The organism is Paraflavitalea speifideaquila (genome assembly GCF_032395985.1).
GTDB classification, from domain to species: Bacteria; Bacteroidota; Bacteroidia; order Chitinophagales; family Chitinophagaceae; genus Paraflavitalea; species Paraflavitalea speifideaquila.
This window is the reverse complement of record NZ_CP135920.1, coordinates 6370529-6384905: the sequence shown is the minus strand read 5'-3', so window position 1 is coordinate 6384905 and position 14377 is coordinate 6370529. Positions and strand designations below refer to the sequence as shown.

Here is a 14377-nt window from a genome sequence, read left to right as displayed (position 1 = left end):
TTTTAACCGAAACTCTAAATCCGCTGACTAACGAGAAAATTACGTTCAATTATAGCGCGTATCCAGTAGATATAGAAGGTGTAAAACACATTGTCCGTCAATCTTTAACTGTCAGCGGAACGAATGAGGTTAGCCAGGAAACATTGTTAGAGCGAACGAAAATGGTTTCCAAAAGACTCACCTCCATCCAATTTCCTGATCCCTACCTGGTTGAATTTGTTTATACGGCTGCGGATAGGGTCGATTTTCCCGGTGATAAAGCCTTGACCGAATTGAATGTGTCATACCTCAATAAACCTTTGTATGGATACCGGTTTAATTATGGCTATTTCTTTAAGAGTCAGATAGTACCACTTACAAATGTTTTTCAGGCACAGGATAAACGGTTTGCACGGTTATTCCTCAAAGATTTTAAGAAAGTGGGTGCTGATGGAACTGCATTACCAGCGCATGAATTTACTTACAATATGCCTTCAGGAGTTGGACGAGACATTATCCCTCCCATGTATTCCCTCTTTACCGATCATTGGGGGTATTACAATCCTAACCATAGCTTTATACAGGAAGATGCAGATGGGTTCCCCGCTTCTGAGTTGCAAGCTAAATCCTTCACTAATTATAGCTTGCTGGAAGCCAAATATGGAATAATTAAAACAGTTAAATACCCTGAAGGTGGTACCCTCGAATGGCAATATGAAGGCAATCAGGCAGAAAATAGTCCATTTACAGGAAAGTATGCAGGTGGAGTAAGAGTACTGAAAACCAAAGTATTTGATGGAGTAACTCATGAAAACGACATTATTAAAGATTATAAGTATGTTAAGGTGGGCGGCGCATCTTCGGCCTGGGGATTTGAAGTTCCTTATTATACTGAAACAAGAGCTGTAAGACAATATAAACTGAACGGCACCTATAACCAGGGAAACAACTTCAAGGATATGGCTGCCAATTTCGTAACAAAAATATTCTACAATGCACCTAATGCAATATATACCCAAAGCGTGAGCGGGGGCATGTTTGGCCATGCTTCTATTAGCGACGCCGCTTATGATGTAATGGTTGTTTATGTAATTGCCCAGATAATCGACATCATTTTTCTGATGGCTATAAGGACTTTTCCCTTTCGCTCATCAAAAACGACAATTACAATCAAATTAACCCATTGCCCTATCAATATTCCCGTGTGGAAGTAATTGATGCTATTTATTCTGGTGAAACGCTAACGGGGACGAACGGGAAAACTGTTTATGATTTTACCTCAGACCAGGAATTTCCCTTGATTGAGCAGGGACCTTTGGGTATCCCTTTCAGCACTGGTAAAGTAAGAGCAGCCGAATGGATGTATGGTCTTCCGCGTGTTGTTACCTGGGTAAATTCTGCTGGGCAAGAAGTCAAAAAAGTTGAAAATTTTTACAATTCTATATCAAGGCTGATTAATGCAGACAATAATTACTTGTCAAAGTCGTGGTATGTTAATCGTGTAGTATCCGGCGCTTATAACATGTTTGCTGTGGCCTTTGAGCCTGGCTTTATCAATTCGGTCGCTTATTATCCTTACCAGGGGCGTGCAGAATTATTTAAGACTACTGAAACAATTTATAATAGCAATGGTGCCTCAACTTCAACTGATATTCTGTACACTTATAGCGATGCCAATTTCTTGCCAAGAACCGTGTATAGGAAAGATAGCAAAGGGGATTTTATAGGAACCACAACATTTTATACGGCAGATTATGACAACACTTTGCCTATCATGAGTACCATGAAAAGCGCTAATATGGTGAATGCGCCGGTAAGTGTGAATTCCTGGATAAAAAGTACATCCGACGCAACCAGGCAATTGACAAGCTCTTCTGTAACTGAGTATGTACAATTGGCTAATAATGATATTAGGCCATTTCAATTGTATCAATCTGAATTAGTAGCGCCACTTGGTAATACAATTGTTGAACCAGGCGATATCAATTTTGATAGATCGAATTTTAAAAATTACCCCTATCTGAAACAAAAAACGGCTATCCTATATGCTGATGGTAACCCTATTCAGAATATTATCAATGCGGGAAATTCTCATAAATCAAGTATCTACGATTATCACCGGAGGCAGGTTGTAGCAGAAGCAACAAACGCCATGAATAGCGAAGTCAAATACACCTCTTTGAAGCTGATAACAGCGGTGGGTGGACTTACTCGACAAGTGGAATTGTCTCAGATATTTGTCCTACCGGTAAAATTTGCTATGATCTGACAAGAGGCGGCTTGGAAATGATTTCCCCTGCATCAATTAATAAACCGGTTACCATAACATTGTGGTCAACACAGAGTCAGGTAACCATCAATGCAGGCGGGAATATCTATCAAGCAGTTAAAACAGGGCCAACTATTAATGGTTGGACTTTTCTTGAATTTGAGCTTCCCGCTCTTAATAGCAATTTATCCATTTTGGGTAATAGCCGTGTAGATGAAATTCGTCTTTATCCCAAAAATACCAGAATGATAACTTATACCTATGAACCTGGCGTTGGTAAAACTTCGGAATGTGATGCCAATAACAGGATTACTTATTATGAATATGATCCATTTGGGCGGCTTAAAACGGTAAAAGATCAATACAGGAACTTAATCAAAGCTTACGAATACAACTATAAACAATAGATTATGCGCCTTATAATAACATTATTCTTTTGCTGTTTCTTTATAAATACTTTTGCCCAGCAGGCAATTGTATCAGGTCCGGAAATAGTTGGACGAAATACTGAGGCTTATTATGAAGTAACTTTTCCATATGGAGTAAGTCAATATTCAACCATCACCTGGACTGTTCATGGAGGAACAATTGTAATTAGCTCCACCAATCCAACCACTTCACCCATTTATGCATGGGTGCAATGGGACGATGCCAATATAATTGGGACCTTAGAGATTTATGAGAGTTTTAATGGCCAGTCTGGGGGAATCGCTGTCCAAGTGGGCACTCCGCCAATTATCCCAGCTAGCCAACAGGTGAATTATGGAGAAGCCCCACACCATCTTTGCGTAAATATTGCCGCTTCATTACAAAATCTTACTTACCAATGGCAGTTTAGCACGGATTTAAATTCATGGAGCGAAATCAATGGTGCCTTATCTCAATGCTATCAACCAATGGCTGCCTCAGTTATTACCTATTACAGGTGTATTACTACCATTAATGGCACCCAATATATTTCTGATCCCGCTAGTGTAGAGCCTAAGCCATTATCCGCAGGTACAATATCTCTTGCGCAGCAACCTGTTTATAATTCAAACCTCAATATAACAAGCACAAATGCAGACGGCGGATTTTGTTATACCGCAAATTATCAATACACCTGGGAGCTTTCTGTTGAGGGTGGGCCATGGACAACAATCGGAACAAGTGCTACCTATCCCGCTAGTTCACCTCCTATCGTAGGGAATTGCCTGGTTAGGGAGAAAAATTGCTTGCGGTACGCAGTCTTTGTATTCCAATACGTTGGATATCAAAGTAAATTATACCAGTACTGATTATGAAAATAGAAATTATATACGGACCTATACAGTAGCAACAAAAGGGATCAATTCCTGGATGCAAGCGGATCAATTGCCCATCGGTAAAAAATTTCAGGAAACTGATTATTTTGATGGATTGGGAAGAACTATCCAGGTAGTGAATAAAGGTGTAAGTGTCACCCCGGCCGACGCCTGGGTAGATATGGTTTCATTTAATCAATACGATAAGCTGGGCCGTTCGACTTTAGAATACCTGCCTTATCCAACAGCCAATCAGCCAGGGAAATTTAAAACTTCTACCGGCGATCAGGTTAGTTTTTATTCCACAAATTATAATGAATCTTCTCCCTGGAGTAAATCCATTCTGGAAAACAATCCATTAAACAGGTTAAAGAAAAAAATTGAAGTAGGTAGTTACAGAATTGCCAATGAAATCGGTGTTGAGTATGCTCTTGACTTCAATAATGCAAATAGTATTGACGAAAAGGTGCATATTTGGCGTATTGGGTATGCTGCCGGTTCCTTGCCAGTTTCTTCGCTTACTGATGTATATCAAAATGGTACTTTATCTAAATTGGTGACCCTGGACGAAAAGAACAAAAAGGTGATTGAATACAAGGATGTGCAGGGAAACGTCATTTTGAAAAAAGTTCAACTTAAGGAGCCTGCTGATGGTCTTAACGACGATCATGGAGGATGGTTGTGTACCTATAACGTTTTTGATGCATTTAATCGCCTGAGGTTTGTCATTACCCCAAAGGCTGTTGCCTACCTGGATACACATAACTGGAATTTAACGCAGGCAATTGCTGATGAACTATGTTTTTATTACGAGTACGATGGAAAAGGAAGAACTATTGTCAAAAAACACCTGGATCAGCTAAACAGAGCCTGGTGTATGATCAACGCGACCGGGTGGTTTTTTCCCAGGATGGAAACCTGGCCAATAAGTCTCCTCAGGAGTGGCACGTGAATTTTTACGACGACCTGAACAGGACCGTGATGACCGGTATTTACAAAAGTAATAAACCCGCTGGTCAACTTCAGACTGAATTAAACAATGCCGGAGCTGCTTCTAATATCATTGTACTGGGGCCAGGTGAAGAACACTTATCAGTACCTTCAAGACCTGCTCCAAATCAAAGCCCTCCCGCAAAATATTCAGCGACAGTATCCGTTACCTTACTCCCGGGTTTTCCAGCAACGGACCAGGCGATGAATTTTCAATTGAAATTGGCCCTGTGGCAATTGCACAAACTTTATCAGTTGTCAATAATGCAGTGGCCCAGGTCGAAGTCGATAATCCAGCCATATTTACAGCCCTCACTTATCATTATTATGACCAATACGATTTTGTAGGGGTTAAGAATTTTGATAACTCATATAGCAATTTACAAGCCTATGGAGGTTCGGAACCAGATGTAGAACCAATCCAAAAAAAAGTAATCGTACCAAAAATTTGGTTACCGGCTCAAAAACCAGGATTGTTGGAACTAACAACTTTTTATTCACTACACTATATTACAACGAAAATGGAGCAGTGATCCAGAGTTTGGGAGACAATAATAAAAATAGTGTTGATGTTGCAACGAACCAATACCATTTTGATGGACGTATTATGAGTATTTCTTCTAAGCATGGAAATTCCGGGAATAGTTTCAATGGATTAATCATACTTACCAAGAATGTGTATGATAAAATTGGCAGGTTGCAAACCTTACTGAAGAAGTTTGGAACAGCTGACTTTAAAAAAATAGTTGATTATAAGTATGATGAACTTGGGCATGTTAAGAGCAAAAAAATTGGTAAAAGAACCGGCTCTATTGATGATCCGTTGGAAACAATTGATTACAGCTACAATGCCAATGGTGCTTTAACCGGACTTAACAAGGACTATGCATTATCCGGAAGTAATACCGATCAGCGGAATCGTTATTTTGGGCTTTTCCTGGGCTATGAAAATTTTGACAACAAATTTACAAATGCCAGATTTGATCATTTAATAACTGGATTAATCTGGAAAACCCAGGGCGACAATACCCCTCGAATGTATGATTTTGTTTATGATAATGCAGGCCGGTTAACCAATGCTAATTTTAAGCAAAAGAATAAGCCTTCTGAAACGACCTGGGCAAATGCCAAAGTTGATTTTTCTGAATCTAACATACTATATGATGATAATGGAAATATTAAGCAGCTGTACAGAAAAGGCATACAGCCAGCAAACAACAGTGCATTATATATTGACAAGTTGATATATGCCTACAAGCAGGTAAGTGGTGGAGAGTGGAGTAATCATTTGACCAGGGTTTTTGACAATAGTCCGGATTTGGGTGCTGCGAATAACGGAAAGCTTGGCGATTTTAAAGACGAGGTTTATAATGTTGATAACGATGATTATTTATATGATCCCAATGGAAACCTGGTTGTCGATAACAATAAGAAGATAAGAAATGCTGGAGGCAATGGAATTACTTATAATTACCTGAATAAACCGGAAAAGATAGTACTGGAGAATAAAAGTACTGTTGAATATGTCTATGATGCATCAGGTATTAAGCTGGCAAAAAAAAGTTACACCGGTAACCGGTACGGCTAAAACAACCTATTACGTAGGAGATTTTATTTATGAAGAAAATGAATTGCAGTATATTCTCCATGAAGAGGGCAGGTTGAGGATAATGACCCCTGTAAATAGTACTTCCCAGTTAGGAGCTAGTGCAATGATTGTCAAGGGTAATATTCAGTTGACTGGAGACAAATGGGGCGTGTTTGAATATTTTATTAAAGATCATTTAGGAAGTACCAGGATGGTACTATCAGAAGAGGAGCACAAAGAAATTTATAAGGCAACAATGGAGGACCCTGCCGGATCTGAAGAAGAAAGGCTTTTTGGAAAGGTGGATAACAATGGTAATCCCGATGCAGCCAATGAGGTGATTCAAACCCGCTGGGCCAACAACGGAGGAGCTGTTTGGCCTTCCAATACTTCTACAAAGGTCAGTAAGCTGATAACTATAGGTGCTACTATTACAAAAAGTATTGGCCCCAATATGTTGCTGAAAGTCATGAGCGGCGATTATTTAAGCGCTACCGCTAAATATTACTATGATGTTCCCGCTGGAAACGTAAATAATAATGCCATTTTATCTCCCCTGGTAAATAGCTTGTTGGGTGGATTGTCGGCAGGTGGTGTGGCTCCGGTGATAAAAGAGGGCGCTTCTTCACTTCAATCGGTGTTGGGGAATACATCAACAAGTCCATTACTTTCATTTTTGGATGGACGACCTGCTGCTGTGGCTAATCGCCCCAAAGCATACCTGAATTTCGTGTTTTTTGACGAGAGCTTTAATGTAATACAGGATGTAGGAAGAGCTGATATGGTAAAAACAAACGACAATGATGATTTGGTGGTATTACCCAATGTTCAGGCACCACAAAATGGATATGTTTACATTTACCTGAGCAATGAAAGCGATTGGCCTGTATATTTTGATGATTTTAACGTAGCACATGAACGGGGGCTATCATTGAGGAAGCGCATTATTATCCATTTGGTTTAAAGATTGCTGGGATTAGTTCTGCGGCTTTTAACAAATTGCCGAACAGATACGGATATCAAGGTGAGTTCAGTGAAGAAGAAGAAAATACTGGCTACGACGAATTCAATTTACGCATGTATGATCCACAAGTGGCGAGGTGGATTCAGTCGGATCCTTACGATGAATTTGTAAGTTCGTACTTGGCTATGAGTAATAATCCAATTAACAGTATTGATCCGGATGGAGGTTGGTCCTTTGGTTTAACAGGCTCCCTTATTGGTTCGATTATAGGAGCTACAACAGCTCACCTTATTATCAAAAATAACCCTCAAATGGATGATGTTTTTAAGATTGGGCTTTCAATAGGTTTGCCATTAGCGGGTGCTGGCTTAGGTTACGGTGCTTTTGAATCCTTAAGTCCAGGTAGTGTTGGAGGTGGTGACGGTTATAAGAACGAAAACCCCAATTTTTGGATGAATACGAAAGCATTTTATGCAGGTCTATTTGGTAGAACGAGTGACCTAACCTCTAACTTTCAAAGGACCGGTGGGCATTCATCAACCGTACCTCCCAATATTTGGGGATGGGCTAAAGGGGTAAAAATAAAATGGGTAAGGGTGTTACCAAAATGGAACCTTGCACCTCGCAACGAAGAGCCTTCAGACTTTGGTATAATTTGGCGAATCTGGCTTACATTTAACCCGCCGGTTATTCCAGCCTATTTACTATTGAGGGAAATTTTGAGAATTCCTATACCGTACAAGAAAAGGTGAGTTATGAAATATTTAGCTTATTTATTTGCCTTAATTACTTATGTGCCTGCCTGGTCTCAGGAAAGAATAATAAATAAAGCTGAGCTATTTGCCCAGGGAATAACCATTGAAAATTTGAACGTATTTATTCCGTGGGGCACTAGCTTCTATGATATTTCTAAATATGGAAATCCTTTAATTATTCAACGATCTACAAAATGGAATGAAGCGAGGTGGGATTCGGTAAGAATTATTAATAACATTCAGGTAAGTTTAGTTTATACTAACTACAAATGTTTTTTATGTAATAAAGAAGATGAAAAACTTAGGACAATTACGGCTTTTGTTGATTCACTGAATTTTGAGAGACTTCGGATTAAGCTCGAAGCGATTATTCAGGTTCCTGGTAAAATTTATAAACAAAAAAGGGCTATTATTTTAGTTGGTCTGTTGATTGCTGTAATATTAAGCTAGCTCATGAACAGGTAAACGGCAGGTATTTGTGGATTCAAAAAAGTAAACATTTTTAAATCAATGGAGTAGAATTAAAAGCTTTCTTGCTGTTTTCTTTTTTGTGAGGTTAAATATGCCGATACAAAAAGTGAACAAAAAGAAATTCTTATACAATTCGTAAAACTGGCGCGGGTATGCAGAATTGCCATTGTGCAGTTGCGTACCCGTGCCTTTTCCTCCGTGCAATCAGCGCTTCCATCTGCAGGATCCATTCAAATCTGCGGAATCTGCTATTCATCCGCATAATCATCGATTCCCCATACCTCCCTGGCAGCTCTCCCCACCTTGACCCATAGCGCTTCCGTACCGCTCCCGTATTAAAGGCGCATTTTCCTAAATAGTAAGGTCCTTAAACTTGGAAATCGTGCCAAAATAAATAATAAATAATAAATAATTAATAACCAATAATTTAATGCCAGTACCCAACCCCAATACCTAACGCTCAACCCTGAACACCCTTAGTCCAAATTGCTTCCCGATAGCTATCGGAACGGTCTTTCAGACTTTCCCGGCTTTCCGGACTTCCCCAAGCCTAACCCTAGTCTCATCCTTGCCTTATCCTTGTAGGTAAAGGCGCATTTTCCTAAATATTCACATATCCTCAATTCGTCACTACCCGCAAAGGCAATAATAAATAACTAATAATCAATAATATAATCACAAAGCCCACTCCCATACCCCGACACCCCCTTCCTACCAACCCTTAGTCTTCCTCCCTACACAGCAACCTGTATTCGTTCCCAGCTAAAAACTTGTTCCGCCCTGGCGGAAGTCCAGCTCGAAGCTGCTCTCAAAACCGGCCATTTTAGCCATTTCGGTCACCTATATCCCAGATTCAAAAATAGGCTGTAAATTTAAGTATCAATCCAATGAGTTATGGCCAAAGTAATGGGACCTATATTTCTTGAATGTACTTGGGACAACCTCACCTTCTACAAGATGGAGGGCAGGTACTTCGTGCGCAAAAAAGCCGCCTTACCCGCGAAAAGGTGCTCAAACACCCCGCCTTTGCCAAAACCAGGTTCTATGCCAACCGGTTGGCCGTAGCTTCCAAAATTGCTTCCTCTATTTACAGCGACCTGCCCCTCCACTGGCGGCAGTTCTGGATGTACCGCGACTTCACCGGTGAAGCCATCAACATGCTCAACCAGGAAGCTACGCCACAGGAAGCCTATGATTACCTTTGGAAAACCTATGTAGAGTATTGGGTACTGTACCAGCAAGCCACCGGTATCAAACTGGAGACAGGCCGCAAACAACAACCCGTCAAAAGAGCGAAGGACTATAAAACCCGGCTCAAACACCGCGACAGCAATCCCAAACGTTGCCGTTATCGCCGCCTCATTGGCCGTAACCATTGGAAAAGCAGTTATGACAATACCGCCGAACTCCTGGAAAGGGAGCGCAAACGCATAGCCCGCGAAAAGCAACTGCAATGGCTCGAAGAACAACGTCTCAAAGACCGCTACAAAGAACAGGAAGAACACTGCCGTAAAATGCAGGCCAAACTTCTAAAGCCGCCACCTCCTCAATTGGCCGCCTGATCCGCGAAATCCTTTCCGCGTAATCAGCGATTAATCTTCGGCTAAATCAGCGTAATCAGCGCTTAATCTGCGAAATCTGCGTTTAAATCTGCGTAACCAGCACTTAATCTGCGATTAAATCAGCGCAATCTGCGTAATCTGTGATTAATCTGTGTAATCAGCGCTTAATCAGCGATTCTTTTTCGTTTATTTGCTGAAAATTCGAAACATATCAATGAAGCCAGTTATTGCCTTTGTTACCGGTGGCTATTCTACTGAAGCCGTGATCTCCTATAAAAGTGCTGTTACCATTGAAAACAACATCGATACCAGCAAATTTGAGGTCTTTAAGATCGACGTCACCACCGAAGGCTGGTGGTATGAAACAGCTACAGGCCGCAAAATACCCGTCGACCGCAGCGATTTTTCCCTGGCTGCCGATGGCCGTAAAGTAACTTTCGATGCCGTACTCATTGGCATTCACGGAACGCCCGGCGAAGATGGAAAACTCCAGGGTTATTTCGACCTCATGGGCATCCCCTATACCTCTTGCGATGCAGCTACCTCTGCCATCACCTTCAATAAACGTTATACAGTGGCCGTAGCGGCTTTTGCAGGCATACATGTGGCCAAATCTTTGCATCTGTTCAAACATACGCCCGTTACCCCGGCCGACATACTAAAGCAGGTTAGCCTGCCCGTATTCGTAAAGCCCAACAATGGGGGTCCAGCATCGGCATGAGTAAAGTACACAAAGCCGAAGACCTGGCCGCCGCCCTTGAAAAAGCCTACCGGGAAGACGACCAACTGCTCATCGAAGAGTTTATTGCCGGCCGCGAATTTACCGTAGGCGTGTTCAAAACCATGGAAGGCATCATTGTACTGCCTATCACCGAGGTGGCTACAGATAAGGACTTCTTCGACTATGAAGCCAAATACCAGGGCAAAAGCACCGAAACCACGCCGGCCCAAATAGAGGAACACATGGCCGATATCATTCGTAAGAATGCCCGGAAAGTATACGAAGTGTTTAATTGCCGGGGCGTAGTGCGCATTGATTTCATCTATAATGAGGCAAAAAATGCACCTTATATGCTGGAAATCAATACCGTGCCCGGCCAAAGCGAGGCCAGCATTGTACCCCAGCAGGTACAGGTAATGGGATGGACCCTGAAGGACTTTTATTCCTCCCTCATTGAAGATGCCCTGGATCGCGGAAAAAGGAAATAAGGAAGCCAAAATAGGTAAGAGCCTTTAGCGTTTAACTAGTAGCCAATTCTAAATCGAAACAGCTTAAGTGAAATAGGGGGTATTTATTCTGTGTGCTGTATACTGTGTTCTAAATTCTAAATACTAAAAATGTTCAAATTCATCACCACACGACCCCTCTGGCAAAACATACTTTTTGCTGTCGTAATGGTCATCATCATATTGTTCCTCTTCCTCCAGTCCCTTAACCTGCTTACCAGGCATGGCGATACACTCGTTATCCCATCTGTTACCGGCAAAACCTATGAGCAGGCCAAAAAACACTGGAAGACCAGGGTTTTGATGTACAGATACAGGATTCTGTGTACAATGATACCGCTAAAGCCCTCACCGTTATGCGCCAGTTTCCCGAAGGGGAGGCCATCGTGAAGGTCAACCGTACCGTGTATCTTACCATCAACAGGGCTGTAGCGCCTGAAATTGAAATGCCCAACCTCGAAGGATTGAGCTTTCGCAGTGCCGAAATTGCCCTAAAACAGTACAACCTTAAATTAAAGGATACCAGCTACGAACCCAATTTTGCCAAAAATGCCGTATTGGAACAACATTACAATGGCAAGCGCATCAAGCCAGGCACCCGCCTGGCCATGGGCAGTGGTATCTCCCTTATCCTCGGTAGCGGCCTGGGTCAGGAAGAATTTCCCGTACCCGACCTGTTTGGTAAAACCTATACCGAAGCCCGTGTATTGCTGGAGTCCTATGGCCTTAGCCTGGGCGCCACTGCTTTTGAGCAAGGCGTAGCCGATAGCGCCAATGCGTACATATATGTGCAGCAGCCCGAAGCAGTACTGCCCGATGGCCGCATGAATACCATTCGTCAGGGACAATCCATCAACGTGCGTTTACAGGGCCAGCGCCCCGTTCGCACCACCGATTCCATTCCCCTGCCACACAACCTGAATAATTATCAATAGCCATATTATGCAAAACATAACAGCAGAAGAGCTAAAAGCACGCATCGATGCCGGTGAACAATTAAACCTGGTAGATGTAAGAGAGCCACACGAACATGCTGACTTCAACATAGGAGGTACTTTATACCCCCTCGGAAAGATACAGACCATGCAGGTCGACGAATTGGAACCACTGAAAGAAGAAGAAGTGATCGTTTATTGCCGCAGTGGCAACCGCAGTGGACAAGCAGCCATGGTGCTCGATATGCTAGGCTTCAAAAACACCAAAAACCTGGTAGGCGGTATGATGAATTGGGAAACGATCTACGGACGTTAATATCTCGTAGCCATACACCTTAATACCTCATTCCCTCGGTCGCCAGCCTCTGGCTGGTGACGCCTATTTCAAAGCCTCCGGCTTTGCCGTTGAACAGAAGAAGTTTTCATAGCCTTTCCCAATTTAAATGGAATGAGCATGGGTACTTTTTGCTGGTAGGCCAAATACACTTCCCCAAATTCCTTGCGCAGCCTTTGTTCTTCCCACAATACACCAATGCAGGTGTACAAGGTGATCAGGCTGCAGCTAATAAGGTATCCCAGCTCTGGGAACAGCAGAAAGAATGACCACACGGCCAGCAGCGTACCTGAGTAAAGCGGATGCCTTACATACCGGTGCAGTCCACTGGTGGAAAGTCCCAATGTAATTGGCTTGGGCGGCAACAATACATCAATACCACTGAGATAATAAAAATACCGGCGTATACAAATGCCCATGATGAGCAGGCCTGCCAGCGCAGCAATGCCTGCTACCAACTGTACAACAAGCGGCATGCGCCACAGCCACAGCGCAGGTAATTGTAATTCGTAAACGATGATGATGATTAACTGGAAAAAGACGATGAGAGAATACAACAGCCTGTAATAGGGAAAATAGACACCTGTACGCTGCGCTACCCAAAGTTTCCACCACTCGGCAGCCAGCAGGCTATGCGTAAGCCCAAAAATACCCAAAGTACAGCCAGATAGACGTAAGGTACCATAGGCGATGTATTACGATAGACTAAAACTAACACTTAAATCCTCACATTCAGCGTACACCCATCACCCGGGGCCGACAATATCTCCATTTCCCCATTGAATACCTCTATACGGTTGCGGATATTATTAAGCCCCATGCCTGGTTTCATCTGCTGTGGGTCAAATCCAATCCCATTGTCCTGGATCGTCAGTTGCACATGCTGTTCATGGTGCACCAACTTAATATTCACCGCCTTGGCCTCCGAATGCTTCAGCGCATTGTTCAACTGCTCTTGAATAATACGATAGATCACCAGCCGCTTATTATCCGGCACCTTCGATTCATCAAAACCCGCATGTTGTACCTGGAAATCAATATCCTTCGCATGACTGATGTCTTCTATCAATTGATAAAGACTTTCCAGCAAGCTTTGTTCATTGAGGGCAGGCGGCAACAGCGACCTGGAAAGATGGCGGATCTCCTCAATGGTTTGCGTTATATAGCTCGCACTCTTTTCCAACAATTCCTCCCGCATCTTGGGATTTACCAACGCATGCTGAATGTATAACTTTACGACCCCCAGCAGCTGGTTGATATTATCATGCAGTTCTTCTCCCAGTTTTTTCCGTTCCGCCTCTTCCGTTTGCAATACACTTTGCGCAATTTCATCCTTATGCCTCGTTTGTGCATCAATCAGCGTTTCCTGTAAGATGCGTTGCTCCGTTACATCCTGCATGGCCCCAATCAGCCGGTACGGCTGCCCTGCCTTATTGCGCATAATAAAACCCCGGTCAAAGATCGTTTTGTATTCGCCATTCTTGCAGCGGAAACGGTATTCATCCTGCCATACCGTTCCACCCATATCCAACTTCGATTCAATCGTATCCAGTACCCGCTCCTTATCTTCCGGATGCAGGTTATTTGTCCACCAACGATAATTGTCTTGTAATTCATCGGCCGTATAGCCGAACATTTCCTGTAACGTACGATTCGTATAACATTGTTTGGTGAAGATATTATAGTCCCAGATCGCGTCATTGGTAGCCATACCCAATAACTGATAACGTTCCAGTATTTCTTCCTGCTCCTTACGACCCTTTTCAATATTGGCATACAAGTTCCGGCTCACCCAATAGATCAGTACCGCTGCCAATATCATGAATGAAATGCCTTTATAGCTCTGCAGTTTGTTGTAGGAATCCAGGTCGTGCCGCGCAACTGACAAAGTAATAGAGTCGGAGAATAATATCCAGGCCGTGCCGAATACAAGGAAGGTTAACGCGAGTTTTACAGAGGAGGGCAGAGGATTTTTCATACAAAAGGCTATAAACATACAATATTGCGAAAAAAATACTTC

At 42.5% G+C, this 14377-nt stretch carries 18 protein-coding genes; 15 read left to right on the top strand and 3 right to left on the bottom strand.

The window, feature by feature from the left end; translation table 11 throughout:
- Positions 1-161 precede the first annotated feature (161 nt).
- From RS881_RS43840 to RS881_RS43780, 13 genes are all read left to right on the top strand, one after another.
- Entirely contained in the window at positions 162-1193 is a 1032-nt protein-coding gene (locus RS881_RS43840) for a hypothetical protein (RefSeq protein ID WP_315816570.1), read from the top strand.
- On the top strand, positions 1184-2248 hold the full coding sequence (locus tag RS881_RS43835) for a hypothetical protein (protein ID WP_315816569.1): 1065 nt from the start codon (positions 1184-1186) through the stop codon (positions 2246-2248). The genes RS881_RS43840 and RS881_RS43835 overlap by 10 nt, the downstream gene beginning before the upstream one ends.
- Before the next feature lie 11 nt (positions 2249-2259).
- Positions 2260-2655, top strand: coding sequence for a hypothetical protein (locus RS881_RS43830; RefSeq protein ID WP_315816568.1), 396 nt, complete (start codon positions 2260-2262; stop codon positions 2653-2655).
- A gap of 3 nt (positions 2656-2658) precedes the next feature.
- On the top strand, positions 2659-3525 hold the full coding sequence (locus RS881_RS43825; protein WP_315816567.1) for a DUF8696 domain-containing protein: 867 nt from the start codon (positions 2659-2661) through the stop codon (positions 3523-3525).
- Positions 3494-4483, top strand: a complete 990-nt coding sequence (locus RS881_RS43820) for a DUF6443 domain-containing protein (RefSeq protein ID WP_315816566.1) — start codon at positions 3494-3496, stop codon at positions 4481-4483. Before RS881_RS43825 ends, RS881_RS43820 begins: the two co-directional genes overlap by 32 nt.
- Before the next feature lie 268 nt (positions 4484-4751).
- Positions 4752-5054: a hypothetical protein gene (locus tag RS881_RS43815; protein ID WP_315816565.1), complete on the top strand. Its 303-nt coding sequence runs from the start codon at positions 4752-4754 to the stop codon at positions 5052-5054.
- A gap of 8 nt (positions 5055-5062) precedes the next feature.
- Entirely contained in the window at positions 5063-6109 is a 1047-nt protein-coding gene (locus RS881_RS43810) for an RHS repeat domain-containing protein (RefSeq protein WP_315816564.1), read from the top strand.
- Positions 6045-7073 (top strand): hypothetical protein, encoded by a 1029-nt coding sequence (locus RS881_RS43805; protein ID WP_315816563.1) that lies wholly within the window; start codon positions 6045-6047, stop codon positions 7071-7073. Before RS881_RS43810 ends, RS881_RS43805 begins: the two co-directional genes overlap by 65 nt.
- 35 nt (positions 7074-7108) lie before the next feature.
- A complete protein-coding gene (locus RS881_RS43800; protein ID WP_315816562.1) occupies positions 7109-7825 on the top strand; it encodes an RHS repeat-associated core domain-containing protein in 717 nt (238 codons plus the stop codon).
- A 3-nt stretch (positions 7826-7828) separates the two neighbouring features.
- Positions 7829-8278, top strand: a complete 450-nt coding sequence (locus tag RS881_RS43795; RefSeq protein ID WP_315816561.1) for a hypothetical protein — start codon at positions 7829-7831, stop codon at positions 8276-8278.
- 947 nt (positions 8279-9225) lie between these two features.
- Complete coding sequence (locus RS881_RS43790; RefSeq protein ID WP_315816560.1) at positions 9226-9861, top strand: hypothetical protein; 636 nt, start codon at positions 9226-9228, stop codon at positions 9859-9861.
- Between the two features lie 214 nt (positions 9862-10075).
- Entirely contained in the window at positions 10076-10582 is a 507-nt protein-coding gene (locus tag RS881_RS43785; RefSeq protein ID WP_315816559.1) for a D-alanine--D-alanine ligase, read from the top strand.
- Positions 10579-11070, top strand: coding sequence for a D-alanine--D-alanine ligase family protein (locus RS881_RS43780; protein ID WP_315816558.1), 492 nt, complete (start codon positions 10579-10581; stop codon positions 11068-11070). Before RS881_RS43785 ends, RS881_RS43780 begins: the two co-directional genes overlap by 4 nt.
- Positions 11071-11193: 123 nt before the next feature.
- Here RS881_RS43780 and RS881_RS43775 read toward each other — a convergent pair whose 3' ends face one another.
- Complete coding sequence (locus RS881_RS43775) at positions 11194-11373, bottom strand: hypothetical protein (protein WP_315816557.1); 180 nt, start codon at positions 11371-11373, stop codon at positions 11194-11196.
- Positions 11374-11411: 38 nt separating this feature from the next.
- Between RS881_RS43775 and RS881_RS43770 the strand changes: the two genes are divergently transcribed.
- On the top strand, positions 11412-12023 hold the full coding sequence (locus RS881_RS43770) for a PASTA domain-containing protein (RefSeq protein ID WP_315816556.1): 612 nt from the start codon (positions 11412-11414) through the stop codon (positions 12021-12023).
- 7 nt (positions 12024-12030) lie between these two features.
- Positions 12031-12339 (top strand): rhodanese-like domain-containing protein, encoded by a 309-nt coding sequence (locus RS881_RS43765; RefSeq protein ID WP_315816555.1) that lies wholly within the window; start codon positions 12031-12033, stop codon positions 12337-12339.
- A gap of 68 nt (positions 12340-12407) precedes the next feature.
- On the opposite strand, the gene RS881_RS43760 is transcribed toward RS881_RS43765, so the two are convergent.
- Together RS881_RS43760 and RS881_RS43755 are read right to left on the bottom strand one after the other, a co-directional pair.
- Positions 12408-13013 (bottom strand): methyltransferase family protein, encoded by a 606-nt coding sequence (locus tag RS881_RS43760; RefSeq protein ID WP_315816554.1) that lies wholly within the window; start codon positions 13011-13013, stop codon positions 12408-12410.
- Positions 13014-13075: 62 nt separating this feature from the next.
- A complete protein-coding gene (locus RS881_RS43755) occupies positions 13076-14335 on the bottom strand; it encodes a PAS domain-containing protein (protein WP_315816553.1) in 1260 nt (419 codons plus the stop codon).
- Positions 14336-14377: the final 42 nt, after the last annotated feature.